The sequence below is a fragment of the Listeria sp. LM90SB2 genome (assembly GCF_028867355.1).
Classification (GTDB): domain Bacteria; phylum Bacillota; class Bacilli; order Lactobacillales; family Listeriaceae; genus Listeria; species Listeria monocytogenes_B.
On record NZ_CP046449.1, the window covers coordinates 1,889,688 to 1,912,353 of the forward strand.

Genomic DNA, 22,666 nt, shown 5'->3' on the forward strand with positions numbered 1-22,666 from the left:
CCGTTCTATTTTTAATTTGGATAAGGGACTGTACCTTCATCGATTACTTTATCATCACTGATAATTTTGTAGCCTGCGCTAGAACCTTCTTCAATTTGGAAAGTTATTTCTACCGAGGTATTTTGTGTAATGCTCATTTCTCGGTAAGCGCTAGTCATGCTATGGTCTTTATCTTGAATGTAGATTTGAATTTTCTGTGGTTGTGGGTTTTCTTCATCACTTGGCGTATATGGGATGTTAAATGTTTTAGTTACTTCTTTGACTTGTTTTTCTTTTGGTCCTGCAGAAATGACAATCTCGATTGTATCACCAGGATTCATTGCAGTTCCAGCTGATGGGGACTGCGAAATAACTTGTCCTTTTTCAACTGTATTTGAATTTTCTTCCTTACTTGAAACTTTGAGTCCAAGTGGTGAGGCATAATCTTCTACAGCTGTTTTGGTATAGCCGCGTAAATCTTTAAGCGAAATTGGTTCTGCACCTTTACTTACGACAAATTTCACATCGGTAGATTTAGCGACTACGTCCGTTCCTTGAGTCGGTGTTTGGCTTATAATTAAGCCTTTTTCAACTTCAGAACTATATGCTTCCTCCGAAGAAATATTATTAAACCCTTGTTCTTCAAGTAACGCTTTTGTATCTGTGTAGCTTCTTCCTGTATAGTCGTCCATAGTTATTTTTTTAGAACCAATGCTTACGAATAAATTGATTTTTGTTCCTTTTTCTTTCATTTCTCCAGCTTCTGGGTCGGTATTAATTACTTTCCCTTCCGCTACTTCATCACTATTTTTTTCTGCCGTTTTACCTATAACAAAGCCTTCTTTTTGGAGTAGCGCTACTGCTTGGTCTTCCGTTTTACCAGAAACATCCGGCACAGCGACTTCATCAGGGCTCTTGCCTAAAAGCCACAGTAGTAAAATACCGATGATAAAAATGATAATGACAGAAGAAACAATGAGAGCAATTTTCTTTTTCTTACTCATTTTTTTCTTTTTCTTACCTTTGTTCTCTTCGGGAGCAACTTCAGCCGCTGCTACTTTTCCTTCTGGGACAATCGTTTTGTCAAGGTTTTGCATCGTGTCTTTCGTTGCGATGATTGGAATTGCTTTTGTATCACCATCATCTGTTGGGAAAATATATTTAGGCTCATTTAAACGGTCTTGATTTAAACAAGTTTGCAAGTCTTTTTCCATTTCTTCCGCGTTTTGATAACGTAAAAATGGATCTTTTGCCGTTGCTTTAATGATAATATTTTCTAAGCTTTGAGGAATTTCTGGATTTTGCGCTCTTGCTGATGGAATATCCGCTTGCAAATGCTTAATAGCAATAGAAACTGCAGACTCACCGTCGAAAGGAACTTTTCCAGTTAATAGTTCATATAGCACGATTCCTAGTGAATAGATGTCTGATTTTTGAGTAGCCATTCCACCACGTGCTTGTTCTGGTGATAAGTAATGCACCGAACCTAACAAAGAATTTGTTTGTGTGATGGATGTTTCTGAAAGTGCCATCGCAATCCCAAAATCAGTAATTTTCACTACGCCATCATGATCGATTAAAATATTCTGTGGTTTTAAATCACGATGAATAATGTGATGTTGATGGGCAATTGCCACCGCAGAAACGATTTGAAGCATAATATCTACAGCTTTATCGTAACTGATTGGGTGATTTTCGTGAATATACTGTTTTAAATCCATTCCATCCACATGTTCCATTACAATATAATGTAAATCATTTTCTTCACCAACATCGTAAACACTAACAATATTAGGGTGAACAAGGCTCGTTGCTGATTGAGCTTCCCGTTGAAACCGACGAATAAGGTTGCTTTCATCAGCTAAATCGATTCGTAAAATTTTTACTGCAACATCTCTATCAAGAATAATATCATGCGCCAAATACACATTGGCCATTCCGCCGCCGCCTATTGCATGTAAAATTTTATATCGATCACTTAATCGCTTACCAATCATCATGAAGCATCCCTCCCTTTCTGCGTCAGATCTCGTTCGACTAACAGCACAGTTATATTATCTTCTCCCCCATAAGAATTAGCTTTTGTAATAAATACATCTGCTTTTTCAGAAAGAGTTCTTTTACTTTTTAAAATTTCTTCCATTTCTGTTTCTGGAACCATATTCGTTAAACCATCGGAACAAAGTAGTAACGTATCGCTCGTTTGAAAAGGGACAACAAATGTGTCCACTTCTACTTTTCCTTCTACACCAAGTGCGCGTAAAAGAATATTTTTCCGCGGATGATTCATGGCATCTTCTTTGCTGATTTCGCCTGTTCGAAGGAGTTCATGTACTAGTGAATGATCTTCGGTTAGTTGACGTAAGACATGATTTTGAAGTAAATAACCTCTGCTATCTCCTACGTTGGCAATAACGACTTGTGACTGCGCCATAATTGCTGCAACAAGTGTTGTTCCCATACCATTTAAATCCATTTCACTTTCCGAATAAAGAACAATTTCTTTATTGACTTCTTGAATTGTTTTTTGTAGCCAAGTTTCAATTTCTTCTGCGGTCAAAAGTGCGGTCGTTTCTTTCCATGCATCGCTTAGTAGACGCACAGCCATTTCGCTTGCCACGTCTCCTGCCCGGTGACCACCCATGCCGTCTGCAACAATGACAATCGGCTGGTTATCTTTATTTTCAAAAACCCCGCCGTTGTCTTCATTATGATGTCTTATTCTGCCTCTATCTGTTCTAAATTCTGCATGCATTTTAAAAGCACCTCACTATTTTTCAGGACTTCACTTTTCTAAGGCTAGAAACGAAGAAACCATCGCTTCCAATATCTGTTGGTAAAAGTTGAATAAAATCGTCCTTCTTGATTTGCGCCAATTTTTCAGGGAGTACTACAGGTTCTAGTGTGAATTCTGGATGTTTTTCTAAGAAAGCGCGAAGAACCGTTTCATTTTCTTCCTTGTCAATGGTACAAGTACTATAAACTAATATACCATTTTCTTTTACTAATTGGCTAACATCATCTAAAATCGCTAATTGAATTTCTGCTAATTTGTGGATATCTTTTTCTGTTTTCGCATATTTGATGTCTGGTTTTCTGCGAAGAACGCCAAAGCCGGAGCACGGAGCATCCACTAAAATACGGTCAAATGTTTCTGGTTCAAACATGGTACTTGCGGTTCTTGCGTCTAAATGCGCCGTACGAATATTAAGTAGTTGCAATCGTTTGGCGGCTTGATCAATTAGCTTGGTTTTCTTTTCGTGGATATCGAGTGCATGAACCATTCCCGTGCCGTGCATTTTTTCCGCGATATGGGTTGTTTTCCCGCCTGGTGCCGCACAAGCATCTAATACCGTCAAATTGTCTTCTAGTTGAAGCGCATAGGCTGCGAGCATTGAGCTTTCGTCTTGAATGCTACATTTACCGTCTTTGTATGCTTTTGTTTCTGCTACAGATCCTTTTTCAACAAGTAACGCTTCCTCGATAAATTCATTACGTGTCACGGTGATTCCTTGGTCATTTAGTTCTTTGATTAATTGTTCAGTAGGAATTTCTGTTTGGTTGACGCGGATACTTTGGTGTGGCGCGACAAGGAATGCTAAACCGATTTCACGCAGTTTTTCGATACCATATTGATCTGCCCACCTTTTTGCTAACCATTCTGGCAGACTTGTTTCAACAGCGATTTTTTGCACAGGGTCTTTGATGGCATCAATACTTGGTACGCCTTTTCGAATAACATTACGCAATACGCCGTTGACGAACTTAGTTACACCTTGGTGTCCTAAATCTTTCGCGATGTCACCAGCTTCATTTAAAATCGCATGCTCAGGAACTTTATCTAAAAAGGTTAATTGATAAACGGACATTCTTAGTAAGTTTTTCACCCAATTGTCGGGTTCTTTATTGAGAAACGGTGCTAAATAGTAATCAAGTGTAATTTTGCGCTGTGTTGTACCATATACTAATTCAGTCAAAAGCCCTTTATCAAGCGGATTTAACTTTTGTTTTTTTAATGCGTCATTAATTAATAAGTGGCTGTATGATTGATTATTTTCGATTTTAATGATGAGTTCTAATGCAATCGCACGAACTGTTTTTTGTTTTTTCATTTATTCACCAAACCTTGTCGTCTTGCTTAAATTTCTGCCAGCTCCGGTCATGAATGAGTGAACATCCATCTTCGGTTTTCCTGCTGGTTGGATTACTGTTGGTACGATGAGCGTGCCGTCGCCTGCTACGATTTTAAGCGTTGTTTTATCTGCTAAAATGGCACCCGGTTCGCCGTCCTCTTTTGTTTCTTCATAAGTTGCTTCCCAGATTTTAAATGGTTTTTCTTCCAGTGTTGTATAAGCCACTGGCCAAGGAGACAATCCTCGAATTTGATTAAAGATAGTACGTCCTGGTTTTGTCCAGTCGATTTTTTCTTGTTCTCTAGAAATATTGCGTGCAAAGGTTACCTTTTCAGGGTCTTGTGGGATTGCCGTTATTTTTCCAGCTAAAAAGTCGGGTAATGTGTCCATTAATAATTCTGCGCCTAATTTGCTCAATTTATCAAACATGGTGCCAGTATTATCTTCATCTGTGATGGGAATTTTACGCTGGCTAATCATATCCCCAGCATCCAATTTCTCTACCATATACATAATCGTAACGCCTGTCTCCGTTTTCCCGTCAAGCAGTGCGTAGTGTACAGGAGCACCTCCGCGATACTCTGGTAAAAGAGATGCATGCACATTAATCGCACCATGCTTTGGTGATTCAAGCAAACTATTTGGTAAAATTTGTCCGTAAGCTGCTGTTACAAGTAGGTCGGCTTCTAGAGCAATTAGTTCTTCTAATTCGCTAGATGTCCGTAATTTTTCTGGTTGATAAACTGGAATAGCTAGTTCTAAAGCAGCTTTTTTTACTGGCGGTGGTGTCAAAACTCGTTTGCGTCCAACTGGGCGATCTGGCTGTGTCACAACTGCAACTACATCATATGTGCTGGCTAATTGCGTTAAAACCGGAACAGAAAATTCCGGTGTTCCCATAAAAATAATTTTAGTCATTGGTTTGCTCCTTTTACATTAGTACGTAAGGCTGTACGTCAATGGTTATTGTTAAACCTTTTTGTTGGTCTTTTTGATAATGGGTAATTAGTGTTTTTAGTTCTTTTTTTAAGTTTGGTTCGATTTTATATTTAATAATGCACTGGTAGCGATATTTGTTTTTAATTCTCGTGATGGTGCTAGGAACAGGGCCAAGAATCACGGCATCTGGACCGAGCTTTCCTCGTAAAAACTGAGCCATTTCTTGAATGGTTCGAATCGCTTTCATTTCATTTTCATCGCTGACATTAATCATGGTTAAGTAATAAAATGGCGGGTAGGAACCCATTTTTCGTAGCTGCATTTCGTGGTTATAAAAACCGATGAAATCATGTTTTTTGGCGAATTCAATACTGTAATGTTCTGGGTTATAGCTTTGAACGATGACTTCTCCTGTCCGCTCATGTCGACCTGCTCGTCCACTTACTTGAGTGAGAAGTTGGAAAGTTCGTTCCGAAGCGCGAAAGTCTGGTAAATGAAGCATTGTGTCAGCATTTAATACGCCAACTAACGTAATATCTGGAAAATCTAGTCCTTTGGCAATCATTTGTGTTCCAAGTAAAATATCGGCTTCGTGATTGCGGAAGCTTTTGAGTAATTTTTCATGAGCACCTTTTGTTCTAGTGGTATCCACGTCCATCCGGATGACGCGCGCTTCTGGAATTAATTTGGTCAAACTTTCTTCTACTTTTTGTGTACCGGTGCCAAAATAACGAATATGCTCGCCCTCACAGCTCGGACATTTTTGCGGAACACGTTCTTCATGTCCGCAGTAATGGCATTTCATTTGATTGCTCGATTGATGATAGGTGAGCGAAATATCGCAGTTCGGACATTCCACAACATAACCACAATCACGGCACATCACAAAAGAAGAATAACCTCGGCGATTTAGCATTAAAACTGTTTGTTCTTTTTTGGCAATTCGCTCTTTGATTTTTTCTAGTAATTCAGTCGAAAATTCGGTGCGGTTTTCTTTGCGTAATTCTTCGCGCATGTCGACAACGCTCACTTCTGGCATCGCCCGATCATTGACCCGGCTAGGAAGTTCGATTAACGTATACACACCTTTTTTCGCTCTAGCAAAAGATTCAAGGGACGGCGTGGCGCTTCCGAGAACTACTGGACATTGATATTTTGTTGCGCGCCAAATGGCTACATCTCTTGCATGATAACGCGGATTATCTTCTTGTTTGTAACTCGCTTCGTGCTCTTCGTCGATAATAATAATGCCGAGATTTTCAAACGGTGCAAATACGGCGGAACGAGCCCCAACGACAACGCGCGCTTCTTTGCGTTCGATTTTGCGCCATTCGTCGTATTTTTCTCCGGAAGATAGCGCACTATGTAGTACCGCGACCTCGCTTCCAAAGCGGCTTTTAAATCGCTCTACCATTTGTGGGGTAAGGGAAATTTCTGGTACTAAAACGATGGCTTCTTTACCCTCTTTTAATTTTGCTTCGATGGTTTGTAAATAGATTTCGGTTTTCCCACTTCCAGTAACCCCGTGTATTAGGAATGTTTCTTGATCAGTTGCTGCGGTGATTTTCTCGCACGCAGTTTGTTGATCTGGTAATAACTGAAGCGATTCACTTTTTTCAAATTGGTGGTTTTCATAGGGATCACGCGAAACAATTTTTTCTTGAATAGAAAGTATCCCTAAGTCGACTAATTTTTTTATTGTGGCATCCGTTGTTTCCGCCTGTTTTTTTAACTCGGCTGCCGTAATTTCGTTGCCTTCAAAAGCTTGGAAAAATGCGAGTACACGTGACTGTGCTTTGGCGTTTTTCGGCATATCTTCTATTATTTCAGCTAGTTGGTGTGGTGATTTGAGACAGTTAACAACGCGAACTTTTTTACTCGTGATTTTATTTTTGACTTGGTAGACTACTTCCACACTACCTTCTCTGACCCATTTGCCAATTTGTTTGAGCAAACCGCGGGCTTCTGCCACTTTCCAGTCTAGTGTTTCGTAGCCTTCAAATAGCTGCTCTAATTCTTCGTTTTCCTCATCTAAGCGCAAAAAATATTTTTCGTATTTTGCTCGTAGCGCGGCTGGTAACATGGCTTGGTAAGCAGACACCCGGAAACTCAGCGTATCTTCTGCTAACCAATCGCCTAGTTCCATCAATTCTTCATTTAAAACGGGGGCTAAATCCATCACCCCGTCAATGCCTTTTAATTTTGGGTTTTCTTCTGTTTCTCCAAGAGCAATGACAAATCCTTGTATTTTACGATTTCCAAATGGGACACTTACTCGCATACCTGGACGAATAAGTTCTTCTAAATCTTCTGGAATATAGTAGTCAAATGGACGATCCACTTGCATGGCTGGAACGTCCACAATTACTTTCGCAATATTAATCATTCGTTCACTTCCTTAAAAAGTTAGCAGTTTCTTTGATGATATGTTCAGCAACTTCTTTTTTATCTAGTATCGGTAACGCTTTGCTAGAACCATCTTTCCGGTAAAATGTCACGATATTTGTATCACCAGAAAAGCCTGCTCCTGCCACGCTAATATTGTTAGCGACAATCATATCGGCATTTTTGGATGTTAATTTTTTACGTGCGTTTGCTTCTAGATTTTCTGTTTCAGCGGCAAAGCCAATCACGACTTGGTCTGCAGTTTTGTGTTGACCAATTTCGAGTAAAATATCTTTGGTTCGTTTCATTTCAATGGCAAAATCGCCCGGCTGTTTTTTAATTTTTTGGTCTGATACTTTTGCTGGCGTGTAATCGGCAACTGCTGCGGTCATCACGAAGATATCTTGTGACACTTTATGTTCATCCACAGCTTGATACATTTCTTCTGCCGATTCGACATAGATTGCTTCTACACCAGGTGGTACGGGAAGTGCTTTGCTTGTCGTAACGAGCGTCACTTTTGCACCATGACGAGCTGCGGATTCTGCAATACTAAATCCCATTTTGCCCGTGGAATGGTTGGTGAAATAGCGTACAGGATCTAATTTTTCGCGAGTTGCGCCGGCTGTAACTAGCACGTTTTTGTCGCGCAATAAATCTTTATCTTCTTGAAAAAATTCAGCAATACGAAGAACGATTTTTTCTGGTTCTTCAAGACGACCGCGACCAACGTAGCCACAAGCTAAGTAACCTTCTTCTGGCTCGATAAAACGAACACCGTCTGCGTATAATCGATTAATATTCCGAATAACTGCTGGGTGCTGAATCATGTGGACATTCATTGCTGGCGCTACCCAAACTGGTGCCTCTGATGCAAGAATGGTTGTCGTTACCATATCATCAGCGATTCCATTTGCCATTTTGCCAATCACATTTGCGGTAGCTGGTGCGACAATTACTAAATCGGCCCAATCAGCTAAATCGATATGTGCGACAACACTTGATTTTTTTTCGTCAAATGTATCTGTGTATACATCATTTTTAGATAATACTTGAAACGAAAGCGGTGGAACAAATTCCTGAGCATGTTCTGTCATCATCACTTTGACGTTTGCTCCTGCTTGCGTTAATTTACTTGTAAGTGCGACTGCTTTATAAACAGCAATGCCACCGGACACTGCGAGTAAGATATTTTTTCCTTGCATTGAAAAGTCACCTCATTTTTAATATAAAAAATCATTAATTCTATTATACCTTAAATTAAGACAGGACAAAACCATGAAGAAACTAGATTTCAGCTTATTTTTATTGCACTTGTGGCTAACAAAAAAGCCCCGCAGGAAAGCGGAGCAGTTAAGCTTATTTATCGTCGTTTTGTAAAACTAATTTTCCAGCGTGAATTTCTTCTAACGCTTTCCCAACAAATTTGTCGGACTGGTAGCTCGGCAATACGCCTTTATCATTTTCCAGTTGCATGTAGCGTGCGCGTTTAGCGGCCACTGTAACTAGCGAATATTTTGAGTCGATTTTTAACAATAAATTATCAATTGATGGATATAACATCATTGTAATCCCTCCAACATTTTTTTGTAGCGATGAATTACTCGCTCAGTTTTTAAGTGTTCTGTTTCGACGATGCCTTTGATTTTTTGTACGGCGTTTGCAACTACATCATTCACCACAGCATAATCATAAGACGCCATCATTTCGATTTCTTTCTTCGCTGTTTCCATGCGTTCCTCGACAACTTCCATCGATTCTGTACCGCGACCGATAATCCGGTTTTTAAGCTCAGACAAGTCTGGTGGCGTTAAGAAAATGAAAATTCCTTCTGGCATCGCTTTTCGAACTTGCATTGCTCCTTGTACTTCAATTTCGAGAAAAATATCCACTCCTGCGGCTAATTTTTCCTCGACATATTCAAGCGGAGTGCCGTAATAATTACCGACGTACTCTGCATATTCTAACATCTTTCCGTCTTTGATAGCTTGTTCAAACACTTCTCGTGAACGAAAATAATAATCGACCCCGTCTTGTTCGCCTTCACGAGGAAGACGCGTTGTCATGGAAATAGAATAATCAAAACTTGTTTCCGGATCTTTAAAAACAGCTTCCCGAACAGTTCCCTTACCTACTCCAGATGGACCTGAAAGTACAATTAACAGTCCTCTTTCTGTCATCATTTCCCCTCCTGCATATCATTCCACATTTTGCACTTGTTCTCGAATTTTTTCAAGCGTCGTTTTCATTTCTACCACTTGTTCAGTGATTTTTAGAGAACTTGCTTTGGAGCCAATCGTGTTGACTTCGCGGTTCATCTCTTGAATCAGAAAATCCAGCTTCCGCCCAATTGGTTCTTCGAGTAAAATAATACCATAAAATTGCTTTAAATGACTCTTTGTTCGTTCGACTTCTTCGTTAATATCTGCCTTTTCAAGTAGCATTGCGACTTCGGTAAGAACGATACTTGGATCAAATTGGTCGCCTACAACGTTTTGTAAACGTGTTTCAATTTTTTCTTGGTAATGTTTTTCTGTATTTGGAATTTCAGCTTGAATGATCTCCAAACTTTTCTCCAATGCGGTAAGATGTTGTTTGAAATAAAGCAGTAATTCTGCTCCTTCCATACTTCTCATCTCATCCAGTCGCTCAGTTGCGCGGGCAAGTGTTTCTAAAACTAATCGCTCTAGTTCGCTACTTGCTTCCACTTCTTCCTCAATAGAAAGATAGGCTTGTTCTTGCAGTAAATCAGCCATAGTTGGTAATTCTTGTAATTCATATCTAGCGCTTGCTTGTTTAATAAAACGGTAATAGCTATCTGCGAGGTCCCAGTCAATATGTAGTTCACGTTTTGTGATTTGCTCTCCCGTGATGGAAAAGAAAACTTCGATTCTACCACGTTTGATTTGCTTACTTATGATTTTTTTTAATTTTCCTTCTAAATAAGCAAGTTGTTTTGGCATCCGAAAAAGAAATTCGGAGTAGCGGTGGTTGACTGCTTTTAATTCAATGGTTACTTTGAACGCTTCAAATTCTTTCGTCGCACGCCCAAATCCCGTCATGCTTTTCACCATTTGGCAAGACACCTTTCATAACTTAAAGTTCCCTCTAAGATTACTTGAAATTTGTTCTGACTTCTTATTATACCAAAGCTACTCCTTGCATACAATACATTTTCGGAATGTATGTTAAAATAGAAAGTAACTAACTCACAAAGGAATGAATAACTAATGGCGTTTGATGCAATGTTTTTAAAAGCGATGACCGAAGAACTTGCCGAACACGGAGAAAGTGGACGTATTATGAAAATCCATCAACCGTTCTCGCATGAACTTGTTTTATATATTCGAAAAAACCGTGAAAATAAACGTTTACTTATCTCCTCGCATCCAAGCTATGCGCGGATTCAGTGGACCGATGATATTCCCGAAAACCCAGCAACCCCACCGATGTTTTGTATGTTACTGCGAAAATACTTAGAAGGCGCGATTATTGAATCGATTACGCAACTTCCTAATGAACGAATTTTACAATTTAGTATTCGCGGTAAAGATGATATCGGTGAAAATCGTTTTTGTGATTTATTTGTAGAAATTATGGGACGGCATAGTAATATCACTCTTGTCGACCGTGCGAAAAATGTGATTGTTGATTGTATTAAACACGTTTCCCCTGCACAAAATAGTTACCGAACACTGCTTCCGGGAGCGACTTATGTTTTACCTCCTGCAACGGATAAACTCCACCCATTTGAGGTTACTTCGGAGCAGATTCTGGATAGACTAGATTTCTCAGCGGGTCGAATGGATAAGCAACTTGTACAAAATTTTGCAGGATTCAGCCCTTTGCTTGCTCGGGAAATAGTATTTCGTGCTGGGAACTTAACGGCAGATTCGCTAGTTGCCGCCTTTTTCGAAGTAATTGGGCTAGTGAACGAGCATTTAGGCCATGCAGCCGTGCCAAACGAATGGCGCATCCAAAATAAAGAGGATTACTATTTTTTCCCGCTCCGCCATGTCGATGCAGAAACAACCGAATTCGCGAATTTAAGCACCCTATTAGACCATTTTTATATTGGTAAAGCGCGTCGTGATCGTGTCCATCAATTCGCGCATGATTTAGAAAAACTATTATCCAACGAACTGGCTCGAAGCAGGCTGAAAATCGAAAAACTCGAAAACACTTTGCTCGAAACAGAAAAAGCAGATGTTTATCGTATTCAAGGTGAACTTCTAACTGCCAATCTGCATTTAATGGAACGCGGGATGGAAGAAATTACTGTAGAAAACTTTTACGATGATATGAAGAAAATGACGATTGCACTTGATACTAGAAAAACACCATCCGCCAATGCGCAAAGCTACTTTAGCCGCTACCAAAAACTACGTAACGCGGTCGAAGTAGTGAAAGAGCAAATCGCGCTCACGAAAGAAGAAATTACTTACTTAGAGTCCGTGGAATCACAACTTGAAACATCTGGCCCACAAGACGTGGAAGAAATCCGCCAAGAACTAGCTGAACAAGGCTATCTTCGCTACAAACAGAAAAAAGGCAGCCGGAAAAAAGCGACTTTACCTGCTCCAGAAAAATATACTTCTTCGACCGGCTTAACGATTTTAGTCGGAAAAAATAATAAACAAAATGATTATTTAACGAATAAATTAGCTAGGAATAATGAATACTGGTTCCATGTAAAAGATTTGCCTGGTTCGCATGTGGTCATTCAATCGAATGATCCAGATGAGACATCGATTACAGAAGCCGCAATGATTGCAGCCTATTATTCGAAAGCGCGCCTTTCAGCAACCGTCCCCGTTGACGGCACGCTCGTAAAACACGTGAAGAAACCAAATGGTGCCAAACCTGGTTATGTCATTTATGATAACCAAACGACTTATTTCGTTACACCTGATGAAAAGCTTGTTTTAGAGTTAAAAAATTAACGGTTCCTTCCTGGAGCCGTTTTTTCTTTCTAATTTTAGGGTAGATGTGTACTGACTTTACTTTTTTATTGGAAGGATGATAGAGGAATGAAAATTTTATTAATTGGTGCTTCTGGTACGCTTGGCTCTGCGGTGAAAGAACGTTTGGAGAAAAAGGCCGAAGTGATTACTGCTGGTAGACATAGTGGTGATGTGACGGTGGATATTACGAGTGTCGATAGCATCAAAAAAATGTACGAACAGGTTGGAAAAGTAGACGCAATTGTTTCAGCCACAGGAAGCGCCACTTTTTCTCCTTTAACAGAATTAACACCTGAGAAAAATGCAGTGACGATTAGTAGTAAATTAGGTGGTCAAATTAATCTAGTTTTGCTGGGCATTAACTCATTGAATGATAATGGAAGCTTCACCCTTACTACTGGCATTATGATGGAAGATCCAATCGTCCAAGGGGCTTCTGCTGCGATGGCAAATGGCGCGGTTACAGCTTTTGCAAAATCTGCTGCGATTGAAATGCCACGTGGAATCCGGATTAATACAGTGAGCCCGAATATATTAGAAGAATCTTGGGACAAACTAGAATCATTTTTCCAAGGTTTCGTTCCAGTTCCAGCCGCAAAAGTCGCTCGTGCGTTTGAAAAAAGCGTCTTTGGTGCACAAACTGGTGAAAGTTATAAAGTATATTAATAGAAAAAGAAGCTCACCGTAACAAAGGTGAGCTTCTTTTTATTTTCCCCAGTTTTCTGGATTTTTCTTCCATTCTTTTAATGTTTCCATATCTTCACCAGTCACGTAATTTTCATTTAAAGCTACTTCAATTAGCTCATCATAGTTCGTTAATGTTACTAGTTTTGTGCCAGATTCTTCTAGCAGTTGTTTTCCTTTAGCAAGTCCATATGTAAATATGGCCGCGATTCCAACTACTTCCGCTCCAGCTTCTTCCAGCGCTTCCACTGCTTTTAATGAACTTCCACCAGTTGAAATCAAATCTTCAATGACCACTACTTTTTGACCTTTAGAAATTGGTCCTTCGATTTGATTCCCTTTGCCGTGTTCTTTAGCTTTTGATCGGACGTAGACCATTGGTAAATCTAGTAAATCACTCACCCATGCAGCATGTGGAATACCAGCAGTTGCGGTGCCTGCAACAACATCTACTTCACCAAAGGTTTGCTTGATTTTTTCGGCTAATGACTTGGCGATAAACTGACGGACTTTTGGAAAGCCTAGCGTTAGGCGATTGTCGCAATATATAGGGGATTTAATTCCAGATGCCCAAGTGAAAGGCTCATTTGGTTTTAAAAATACAGCTTTAATTTCTAATAATTGTTCAGCTACTTGTTTTTCGATGCTCATGCATTCCACTCCTTTAAAACTTGATTATACGCTTCTACCGGGTCGTTTGCGCGCGTGATGGAACGACCAACGACAATGTTTGACGAACCAATCAAACGCGCTTTTTCTGGTGTTACGACACGAATTTGATCGTCGGCTGCGTCGCTTGCTAATCGGATGCCTGGTGTTACACGTAAAAAATCAGCGCCATTTTGTTGTTTAATATCTTCTGCTTCTAGCGCGGAGCAAACGACGCCGTCTAAACCAGCTTGTTTCGATAAATTGCTATAATGCATGACGGATTCAAGTAGACTTGTTTTTATTAATTGTTCTGTTTGCATGTCTGTCTCACTTGTACTTGTCAGTTGAGTTACGGCAATAATTTTTGGACGTTTGCCACTTGAAGAACCTATTTCCAGACCTTCCCTGGCAGCTTCCATCATTTTCTTCCCACCAGCCGCATGTACATTAACCATATCTACGCCTAGTTTTGCCAAGCCAATCATCGCACTTTTGACAGTGTTTGGGATGTCATGCAGTTTTAAATCCAAGAAGATTTCATGATGTTGTTGCTTTATTTTTTCAACAATGATTGGACCGTTGCTATAAAAAAGTTCCATGCCGACTTTCACGGATAGCGTTTCTCCCGAAAATTTGGCTAAAAAGGTCTCTACTTCTTCGTAAGTCTGGAAATCTAGCGCGATAATTGGTTTATTCATTGATTTGCTCGCTCCTTTTTAAGTTCTTGTAGGGAAGAAATACCGAGTTCATCCATTCGTTTTGGTAGTTCGCTAATTAATTTCGGACAAATAAATGGGTCGGTAAAATTCATCGTGCCTACTGCGACTGCATCTGCTCCGGCAATCAAGAATTCTAATACGTCATCTACAGTTTGCACGCCGCCCATGCCAATGATAGGGATATTGCTTACCTCGCGGACTTGGTGAATCATCCGAATAGCCACCGGTTTAATCGCTGGGCCAGAAAGTCCACCTGTTCCATTTGCGATGATTGGTTTTCTTGTTTTTAAATCAATACGCATGCCGAGTAAGGTATTTATCATTGTGAGTCCGTCCGCACCAGCGGCTTCAATTGCTTGCGCGATGGAAACAATATCCGCTACATTCGGTGATAATTTCACGTAAACTGGCACAGTTGCGACATTTTTCACGGCTTTCGTTAAACGATGCGCAACATCCGGATCTGTTCCAAATGCGATACCCCCATGTTTCACATTGGGACAGGAAATATTAAGTTCGATGGCTTTCACTGCTTTCGATTCCCCAATTCTGGCGCAGACTTGGACATAATCATCCTCCGTCGCACCCGCCACATTAGCGATAATCGGTGTTTCAAATTGTTCTAAAAATGGCAGTTCGTGCGCCAAAACATGCTCTAGACCTGGATTTTGTAAGCCGATTGCATTCAGCATCCCGCTCGCGGTTTCTGCTACTCGCGGAGTGGGATTCCCAAGTCTAGGTTCTGGCGTCACGGCTTTGGCCATAATCGCACCAAGTTCATTTAAATCATAGTATTTGCTATATTCTTGTCCGAAGCCAAAACATCCTGATGCTGGCATAATCGGGTTTTTGAGCGATAATCCAGGAATTTCTACTGCTAATCGGTTCATAAACTCACCTCATCCGCACGAAATACTGGGCCGTCTTCGCACACTTTAAATTGTTTTTTCGCATCATCTGCTTTTGGACAAACACAAGCGTAGCAAGCCCCAATACCGCATGCCATTCGTTCTTCTAAAGAAAGATATGTTTTCGTTTCCGGAAAACTAGCTTTCACGGCCTGGAGCATCGCTTTTGGTCCGCAACTATAGATGACATCTGGTTCTTCTGGAAAATTGTTCGTGATGTCTGTGACGAAACCTTGTGTTCCAAGTGAGCCGTCCACCGTCGCAATATGAACTGTGCCATATGCATTCATTTCTTTTTCATAAAAACTATCTTTCGCAGATTGGAATCCATTTACAAACGTGACTTGTACGCCTTTTCCAGCTAACTCTTTACCGAGTTGATACATAGGAGGGACACCAATTCCACCCCCGATTAAAAGAGCGGTTTTTGGTGCAGGTGTCTGGTCGATATCGAATCCTTTTCCAAGCGGACCTAACACATCGATAGTATCCCCTTCTGAAAGTTTACTGAAATCTCTTGTCCCGTCACCTTCTATCCGGTACAACAGAATGCATGTCTTTGCGGTTTTATCGTAAGAACAAATACTTATCGGTCGTCTCATAAGTAAATCAGAACGACTCGGTTTCAGCATTAAAAACTGTCCTGGCGACATATCTGCTACACATTCCCCTGTTAAAATTAATTCGTATACTTTATCTGCAATTTCGGTTTGCTGAATGACCTTCATTTCCGTCTGTAACACGGTTCCACCCCGTTTCTTCTATTTATACTCGTGCTTTAGGTTGTTTTACTTCACTGGCATTCATCGATTCGAGTTCAAAAGAGCGCGATTCCAGTACACGCAAGATTGCTTCTGCTGTATCGAGCGAGGTACAGACCGGAATACCATTTTCTACAGATTCGCGGCGAATTTGGAAGCCATCACGCTCAGGTCGTTTACCAGTCGTTAATGTGTTCACTACGAGCGTTACTTGGCCATTTCGAATATAATCGATCAACGTTTCTTGGTTTTCTCCGATTTTTTTCACTTGAGAAACAGGAATGTTTGCTTCTTCTAACGTGCTTGCTGTTCCTTTTGTTGCCATAATAGTAAAGCCTATGCGATTAAATCGTTTCGCTAATTCTACGGCTTCTTCTTTATCGCGGTCCGCTACAGTTAAAAGTACTGTCCCGTAGTCATGCATCGTTGTCCCACTCGCCACAAAACCTTTGTAGAGTGCTTTTTCGAGCGTCACATCTTTCCCCATAACTTCTCCGGTCGATTTCATTTCAGGTCCAAGCGACGTATCCACACTACGCAATTTCGCGAAAGAGAACACCGGCACTTTGACAAAAATTTCTTGTTTTTCTGGGGCAAGTCCTGGCGTGTAACCAAGGTCGATTAAGTTCTCCCCTAAGATAACTCTTGTCGCCACATTCGCCATCGGAATTTCGGTAATTTTACTTAAAAATGGCGCCGTCCGGCTTGAGCGCGGATTTACTTCAATAACGAAAACTTCTTCGCCATCTACGACATATTGGATATTCAGCATTCCGATAATGTTTAAGCCAGTTGCCAGCCTTGTCGTATAATCGACAATCGTATTTTTCACTTGACTGCTTAAACGTTGCGCTGGATATACGGCAATCGAGTCACCTGAATGAACTCCCGCACGTTCGATATGTTCCATGATACCAGGGATTAAGACGTTTTCACCGTCACTGATTGCATCTACTTCTACTTCTTGGCCGCTTACGTAACGGTCTACTAAAACTGGGTGTTTTGGATTTACTTTTACCGCATTCGTCATATAATGTTTTAATGCTTCTTCTGATTCTACGATTTCCATCGCTCGACCACCAAGTACATAAGATGGGCGTACAAGGACCGGATAGCCGATGTCTGTCGCTACGTTGATTGCTTCTTCTACCGATGTGGCCGTTTTCCCAGCTGGTTGTGGAATTTGTAGAATTTCTAATGCTTTTTCAAAGGCATCACGGTTTTCTGCGCGGTCCGTATCTTCTAAACTTGTACCTAAAATTTTTACGCCGCGTTTTGCTAAACCGTCTGCTAAATTAATCGCTGTTTGTCCACCGAATTGCACGACAACCCCTAGTGGCTGTTCGATCTCAATAACGTGCATAACATCCTCTAGTGTCAAAGGCTCAAAGTAAAGTTTGTCCGAGATACTAAAGTCGGTCGAAACGGTTTCTGGGTTATTATTAATGATAATTGCTTCATAGCCTGCTTGTTGAATGGCCCACACGGAGTGCACCGTTGCATAGTCGAATTCTACCCCTTGCCCAATCCGAATCGGACCAGAACCAAGGACAATCACGCTTTCTTTCGCTGATCGTGTTGACTCATTTTCCTCTTCATATGTGCTGTAAAAATAAGGGGTTGTCGATTCAAATTCCGCTGCACACGTATCAACCATCTTGTATACTGGGAAAAGATTTTGTGCTTTTCTTAAGTCATAAATCGCTTGTTCATCGACATTCCAACAAGTGGCAAGGAAAGCGTCAGAAAAACCGGCCCGTTTCGCTTCTGCCAAAATTTCTTGGTTTTGCGGATTTTCTTTGATACGATTTTCCAGTTCGATTGTTTTACTTAATTTATATAAGAAGAATAAATCTATCTTTGTTTTCGCGTGGAGTTGTTCGATTGTTTGACCTCGGCGCAAAGCTGCTGCTAGGAAGAATAAACGATCATCTTCTGGGAAGCAAATTTTGCGTTCTAATGTTGCTTCGTCAGCATTTTCCGCTTCTTCAAGCAACAAATGGTCAGCGCCAATTTCTAGGGAGCGCACTGCTTTTAGAAGTGCTTCTTCCCATGAACGGCCAATTGCCATGACTTCACCAGTTGCTTTCATTTGTGTTCCAAGGCGACGATCCGCTTGCTCAAATTTGTCAAAAGCAAAGCGTGGGATTTTCGCAACAACATAATCTAGTGTTGGTTCGAAATGGGCAAAAGTTGTTCCTGTTACTGGATTTCTCACTTCATCCAGTGTTAAGCCAACTGCGATTTTAGCTGCAAGTTTGGCAATTGGGTAGCCGGTCGCTTTGGAAGCTAGCGCAGAGGAACGGCTCACACGTGGGTTTACTTCGATAACATAGTAATTATAACTATCTGGATCAAGTGCCAGCTGAACGTTACAGCCGCCTTCAATTTCTAGTGCGCGGATAATTTTTAACGACACATCGCGCAACAATTGGTATTCGCGGTCGGAAAGCGTTTGGCTTGGTGCGACAACAATCGAATCTCCTGTATGTATGCCGACTGGGTCAATATTTTCCATGTTACAAACAACCATTGCGTTATTGTTCGCATCACGCATTACTTCATATTCCACTTCTTTAAAACCAGCGATACTTTTTTCTAGTAAACATTGTGTTACTGGACTCAGTTTTAGACCACTTGTCACCGTTTCAATTAATTCTTGTTCATTGTGGCAAATCCCGCCGCCAGAACCACCAAGCGTATATGCCGGGCGCACGATAACTGGGTAGCCGATACGTTCAACAAAAGTATACGCTTCGTCCAAATTATGAATAATGTCACTTTCTGGCACTGGTTCCCCTAGTTCATTCATCAAGTCCCGGAAAGCTTCACGGTCTTCCGCTTTTTTAATCGCCGTTAAATCTGTTCCTAACACTTCTACGTTACATTCATCCAAAATCCCAGCAGCTGAAAGTTCCATCGCCATGTTCAATCCCGTTTGTCCCCCAAGCGTTGGCAAAATGGCGTCCGGACGTTCTTTACGAATAATGCGCGATACAAAATCAAGCGTAATTGGTTCAATGTAAACTTTGTCCGCCATTTCTGCATCCGTCATAATTGTCGCTGGATTTGAGTTCACTAAAACTACCCGGTACCCTTCTTCTTTCAAACTCAGGCATGCTTGTGTCCCAGCATAATCGAACTCTGCTGCTTGTCCAATAACAATTGGGCCAGAACCGATTACTAGAATTGTTTTTATATCGTCACGTTTAGGCATGTAGTTCACCCTCCTCTTTCCCATTCATCATTTCCATAAATTCATCAAATAAGTAGTTGACGTCACTTGGTCCTGGGTTTGCTTCTGGGTGATATTGTACTGTATAGGCTGGATATTCTTTATGTGCCAGCCCTTCTACCGTTTCATCATTTAATTCAATGTGTGTTACTTTTAAATCTGTTCCAATAAGTGAATCTTTTTCTACTGCGTAACCGTGGTTTTGTGCAGTGAAATCAACACGTCCAGTGGCTAGTTCTTTCACCGGATGATTCGCGCCACGATGCCCGAATTTCAGTTTAAATGTATCTGCTCCGTTCGCAAGTGCAAACAGTTGGTGCCCTAAGCAAATTCCGAATAGTGGGAGCTTGCCTTGAATGCCGCGTATCATTTCTAATGCTTCTGGCACATCTTTCGGATCCCCAGGTCCATTGGATAACATCACGCCATCCGGATGCATTGCAAGAATTTCTTCGGCTGTTGTGTTGTAAGGAACAACCGTCACGTAACAGTTACGTTTATTCAGTTCCCGTAAAATTGAACTTTTCACACCATAATCAACAAGCACCACTCGTTTACCATCTCCTGGGCTTGCAAATGCTTTAGCAGAGGAAACTTCATGTACTTGATCGACTGGCAAACGTACAGAGCGCAAGTGGTGTAGCAATTCCTCTTTGTTTGCAGTTTCTGCTGCTAAAATGCCTTTTAACGTTCCTTCTTTACGAATTAGTTTCGTTAGTTTACGCGTATCAATTCCCGCGATTCCCGGGATGCCTTTTTCTTTCAAAAATTCATCTAAAGTAATTTGATTGCGCCAGTTGGAAGGAAATTCTGCAGCTTCACGAACCACAACCCCTTTCACAGCAGGATTGATAGATTCAAAATCGTCGCGGTTCACACCGTAATTTCCAACAAGTGGATACGTAAAAGTAATAATTTGACCATAGTACGAAGGGTCAGTGATTGTTTCTTGGTAGCCAGTCATTCCAGTATTGAAGACAACTTCACCAATGGTTTCTTTTTCACTACCAATCGCATCACCGATAAAATAATTGCCATCTTCTAGCATTAAAATTCGCTTTGTCATTTAATTTCCCCCTCATTGTATACAAGTGTGCCTTCCGAAAACGTTGCTACTGGCCATCCAATACACGTTTCTCCTACAAATGGTGTGTTTTTTCCTTTTGAATAAAAAGTAGCTGGGTCAATATTCGCTTCTTTTTCTAAATCAAGTACGACGATATCAGCTACGCTGCCTTCTTCTAATTTCCCGTATGGGAGTTTAAAGCATTCCGCTGGTTTTACAGTCATCCAGTCGATTAGCTGTTTTAATGTCCATTCGTTCGTTTTAACAAAATGGGTATATAGTAATGGGAATGCCGTTTCTAGACCTACAATTCCGAAAGCAGCTTGCTCCATCGGTACATTTTTTTCTTCCGCTGCGTGTGGAGCATGATCAGTTGCGATAAAATCTATCGTACCATCCAGTAAGCCTTCTAAAAGTGCCGCCCGATCTTCTTTGCTGCGAAGTGGGGGGTTCATTTTCCAATTACCGTCATTTCCTGGAATAGCTTCTTCATCTAAAATTAAGTGATGTGGTGAAACTTCAGCAGTGACACGAATTCCCGCCCGTTTTGCATCTCGCACAACACGAACAGATTCTTTTGTTGAAATATGACAGACATGATAATGACAACCTGCAGCTTCTGCTAGTAAAACGTCACGTGCGATTTGGACAGATTCAGCAATATTCGGAATACCTTTCAGACCTTCTTTTTCAGCAAAAATCCCGTCATGGACAACGCCACCATAGATAAGTGAGTTATCTTCACAGTGAGCCACAATCGCCATATCTAGTGCTGCTGCTCGTTTCATCGCTTCATACATTGTTCCAGCTAACTGCACGCCTACCCCGTCATCTGTAAAAGCAAATGCACCAGCTTCTTTTAAAGCTTCAAAATCAACTAATTCGTCCGTTCCAAGGCTTGTTGTAATCGAAGCATATGGTAACACGCGAACTTTCGCTGTTTCTTTAATTTTTGCTTGTAAACTTTCCATTACTTCTTTGGAATCTGGAACAGGTTTTGTATTCGGCATCGAACAAATTGTCGTATAGCCACCGCGTGCCGCCGCTTGTGTTCCTGTTAAAATGGTTTCTTTATGTTCCCCGCCCGGCTCACGAAGATGTACATGGACGTCGATAAAACCTGGGGCAATTAATTTCCCTGTCGCATCAAATTCCTCGCCGCTTGTTACTTCAATGGAATCCGCAATCAAATTGACTTTACCGTTTTGAATAAGTACATCTTTGTTTTCCAGTTCACCTGACGCGTTTAATACTTGCCCATTTTTTAATACGTACATAATTTCGCCCTCATTTCCTGTTCTTTTAAAATAGCTTCCAAAATGGCCATTCTTATAAAAACGCCATTCGTCATTTGCGTAACAATGCGTGATTTTTCGCTTTCTACTAAACTATCAGCAATTTCCACATCTCGGTTCACAGGGCTTGGGTGCATAATGATTGCATCTTCTTTTAACTGCTTTGCCCGATTTTCCGTCAATCCAAATTTTTCGTGGTAGCTTTCTTTCGTAAACTCATCTGTTCCACTATGGCGCTCATGTTGTACACGCAAAAGCATCAACACATCCACTTTTTCCACAATTTCATCAACCGATAAGTAAGTGCCATATGCTAAGTAACTTTCGTCGAACCATTCTCTCGGTCCGGAGAAAAACAGTTCCGCACCAAGTCTTTTTAACACTTTCATATTGGAATTGGCAACTCGACTGTGACGAATATCACCAGCAATCGCTACTTTCAAACCCTGAAAAGTACCAAATTGTTCTTTTATTGTAAATAAGTCAAGTAGTGATTGACTCGGATGTTCACCGCATCCATCACCGCCGTTCACAATAGCAATGTCTAATTTTTCGAGTCCCGCATAGTAATTTTCTTCTGAGTGTCTAATCACTGCGACATTGACCCCGACGGCTTGCATTGTGAGCAGTGTATCGTAGAGCGTTTCTCCTTTTGTCATGCTAGAGCTCGCTGCATCAAAAGAAACAACCTCCACACCTAACTTTTTCTCTGCTACTTCAAAACTCGTATGTGTTCTCGTACTTGGTTCAAAAAACATATTGACCGCGAAAGTCTGTTCATTAAAAGTCGCTTTTTTCCCGCGTTTAAACTGTGCCGCCTGCTCTAATAAATGCTCGATTTCATGGACGGTTAATGCTTCCATTGACAACAAATTTTTCATTTAAAGCGCCACCTTTTCTACTTCATTTTATAGAAAAACCTCTGTAAATTTTTTGTCTGCAGAGGT

At 40.9% G+C, this 22,666-nt stretch carries 18 protein-coding genes and 1 pseudogene; 2 read left to right on the plus strand and 17 right to left on the minus strand.

Features of this window, described 5'->3' with window-relative positions; genetic code table 11:
* Positions 1-11 precede the first annotated feature (11 nt).
* The 9 genes from pknB to GL301_RS09395 all read right to left on the minus strand — a co-directional run bounded on the left by pknB (position 12) and on the right by GL301_RS09395 (position 10,510).
* Positions 12-1,979, minus strand: coding sequence for a Stk1 family PASTA domain-containing Ser/Thr kinase (pknB, locus tag GL301_RS09355; protein WP_003725653.1), 1,968 nt, complete (start codon positions 1,977-1,979; stop codon positions 12-14).
* The gene (locus tag GL301_RS09360) at positions 1,976-2,734 is read right to left on the minus strand and encodes a Stp1/IreP family PP2C-type Ser/Thr phosphatase (protein ID WP_003725654.1); all 759 of its coding nucleotides are present in this window, start codon (positions 2,732-2,734) and stop codon (positions 1,976-1,978) included. The genes pknB and GL301_RS09360 overlap by 4 nt, the downstream gene beginning before the upstream one ends.
* A 22-nt stretch (positions 2,735-2,756) precedes the next feature.
* Entirely contained in the window at positions 2,757-4,091 is a 1,335-nt protein-coding gene (gene rsmB, locus GL301_RS09365) for a 16S rRNA (cytosine(967)-C(5))-methyltransferase RsmB (RefSeq protein ID WP_003725655.1), read from the minus strand.
* Positions 4,092-5,030 carry a methionyl-tRNA formyltransferase gene (gene fmt / locus GL301_RS09370; RefSeq protein WP_010958956.1) on the minus strand — a complete coding sequence of 313 codons (939 nt, stop codon included), beginning with the start codon at positions 5,028-5,030 and terminating at the stop codon, positions 4,092-4,094. It lies immediately after the preceding gene.
* Positions 5,031-5,043: 13 nt separating this feature from the next.
* Positions 5,044-7,437: a primosomal protein N' gene (gene priA, locus GL301_RS09375; RefSeq protein WP_003730843.1), complete on the minus strand. Its 2,394-nt coding sequence runs from the start codon at positions 7,435-7,437 to the stop codon at positions 5,044-5,046.
* A gap of 4 nt (positions 7,438-7,441) precedes the next feature.
* The gene (gene coaBC / locus GL301_RS09380; RefSeq protein ID WP_003730842.1) at positions 7,442-8,641 is read right to left on the minus strand and encodes a bifunctional phosphopantothenoylcysteine decarboxylase/phosphopantothenate--cysteine ligase CoaBC; all 1,200 of its coding nucleotides are present in this window, start codon (positions 8,639-8,641) and stop codon (positions 7,442-7,444) included.
* Positions 8,642-8,795: 154 nt separating this feature from the next.
* Entirely contained in the window at positions 8,796-8,999 is a 204-nt protein-coding gene (gene rpoZ / locus GL301_RS09385) for a DNA-directed RNA polymerase subunit omega (protein ID WP_003728294.1), read from the minus strand.
* Positions 8,999-9,616: a guanylate kinase gene (gene gmk / locus GL301_RS09390; RefSeq protein WP_003725659.1), complete on the minus strand. Its 618-nt coding sequence runs from the start codon at positions 9,614-9,616 to the stop codon at positions 8,999-9,001. The genes rpoZ and gmk overlap by 1 nt, the downstream gene beginning before the upstream one ends.
* Positions 9,617-9,634: 18 nt before the next feature.
* Positions 9,635-10,510: a YicC/YloC family endoribonuclease gene (locus GL301_RS09395; RefSeq protein ID WP_003725660.1), complete on the minus strand. Its 876-nt coding sequence runs from the start codon at positions 10,508-10,510 to the stop codon at positions 9,635-9,637.
* Positions 10,511-10,666: 156 nt separating this feature from the next.
* Between GL301_RS09395 and fbpA the strand changes: the two genes are divergently transcribed.
* A complete protein-coding gene (gene fbpA / locus GL301_RS09400) occupies positions 10,667-12,379 on the plus strand; it encodes an Rqc2 family fibronectin-binding protein FbpA (protein ID WP_003725661.1) in 1,713 nt (570 codons plus the stop codon).
* A gap of 87 nt (positions 12,380-12,466) precedes the next feature.
* Positions 12,467-13,066, plus strand: a complete 600-nt coding sequence (locus tag GL301_RS09405) for a short chain dehydrogenase (protein ID WP_003725662.1) — start codon at positions 12,467-12,469, stop codon at positions 13,064-13,066.
* Between the two features lie 39 nt (positions 13,067-13,105).
* On the opposite strand, the gene pyrE is transcribed toward GL301_RS09405, so the two are convergent.
* From pyrE to GL301_RS09445, 8 genes and pseudogenes are all read right to left on the minus strand, one after another.
* Positions 13,106-13,735, minus strand: a complete 630-nt coding sequence (gene pyrE, locus GL301_RS09410; protein ID WP_003725663.1) for an orotate phosphoribosyltransferase — start codon at positions 13,733-13,735, stop codon at positions 13,106-13,108.
* A complete protein-coding gene (gene pyrF / locus GL301_RS09415; RefSeq protein WP_003725664.1) occupies positions 13,732-14,433 on the minus strand; it encodes an orotidine-5'-phosphate decarboxylase in 702 nt (233 codons plus the stop codon). Before pyrF ends, pyrE begins: the two co-directional genes overlap by 4 nt.
* A complete protein-coding gene (locus GL301_RS09420) occupies positions 14,430-15,344 on the minus strand; it encodes a dihydroorotate dehydrogenase (RefSeq protein WP_003725665.1) in 915 nt (304 codons plus the stop codon). The genes pyrF and GL301_RS09420 overlap by 4 nt, the downstream gene beginning before the upstream one ends.
* Positions 15,341-16,108: pseudogene (locus GL301_RS09425) on the minus strand (dihydroorotate dehydrogenase electron transfer subunit); the annotation flags it as partial. The pseudogene GL301_RS09425 and the gene GL301_RS09420, both read right to left, overlap by 4 nt.
* 19 nt (positions 16,109-16,127) lie before the next feature.
* Positions 16,128-19,340: a carbamoyl-phosphate synthase large subunit gene (gene carB / locus GL301_RS09430; RefSeq protein ID WP_003730839.1), complete on the minus strand. Its 3,213-nt coding sequence runs from the start codon at positions 19,338-19,340 to the stop codon at positions 16,128-16,130.
* Entirely contained in the window at positions 19,333-20,424 is a 1,092-nt protein-coding gene (locus GL301_RS09435; protein ID WP_003728291.1) for a carbamoyl phosphate synthase small subunit, read from the minus strand. The genes carB and GL301_RS09435 overlap by 8 nt, the downstream gene beginning before the upstream one ends.
* Positions 20,421-21,701 (minus strand): dihydroorotase, encoded by a 1,281-nt coding sequence (locus GL301_RS09440; RefSeq protein WP_003725669.1) that lies wholly within the window; start codon positions 21,699-21,701, stop codon positions 20,421-20,423. Before GL301_RS09440 ends, GL301_RS09435 begins: the two co-directional genes overlap by 4 nt.
* A complete protein-coding gene (locus GL301_RS09445) occupies positions 21,689-22,600 on the minus strand; it encodes an aspartate carbamoyltransferase catalytic subunit (RefSeq protein WP_003725670.1) in 912 nt (303 codons plus the stop codon). Before GL301_RS09445 ends, GL301_RS09440 begins: the two co-directional genes overlap by 13 nt.
* Positions 22,601-22,666: the final 66 nt, after the last annotated feature.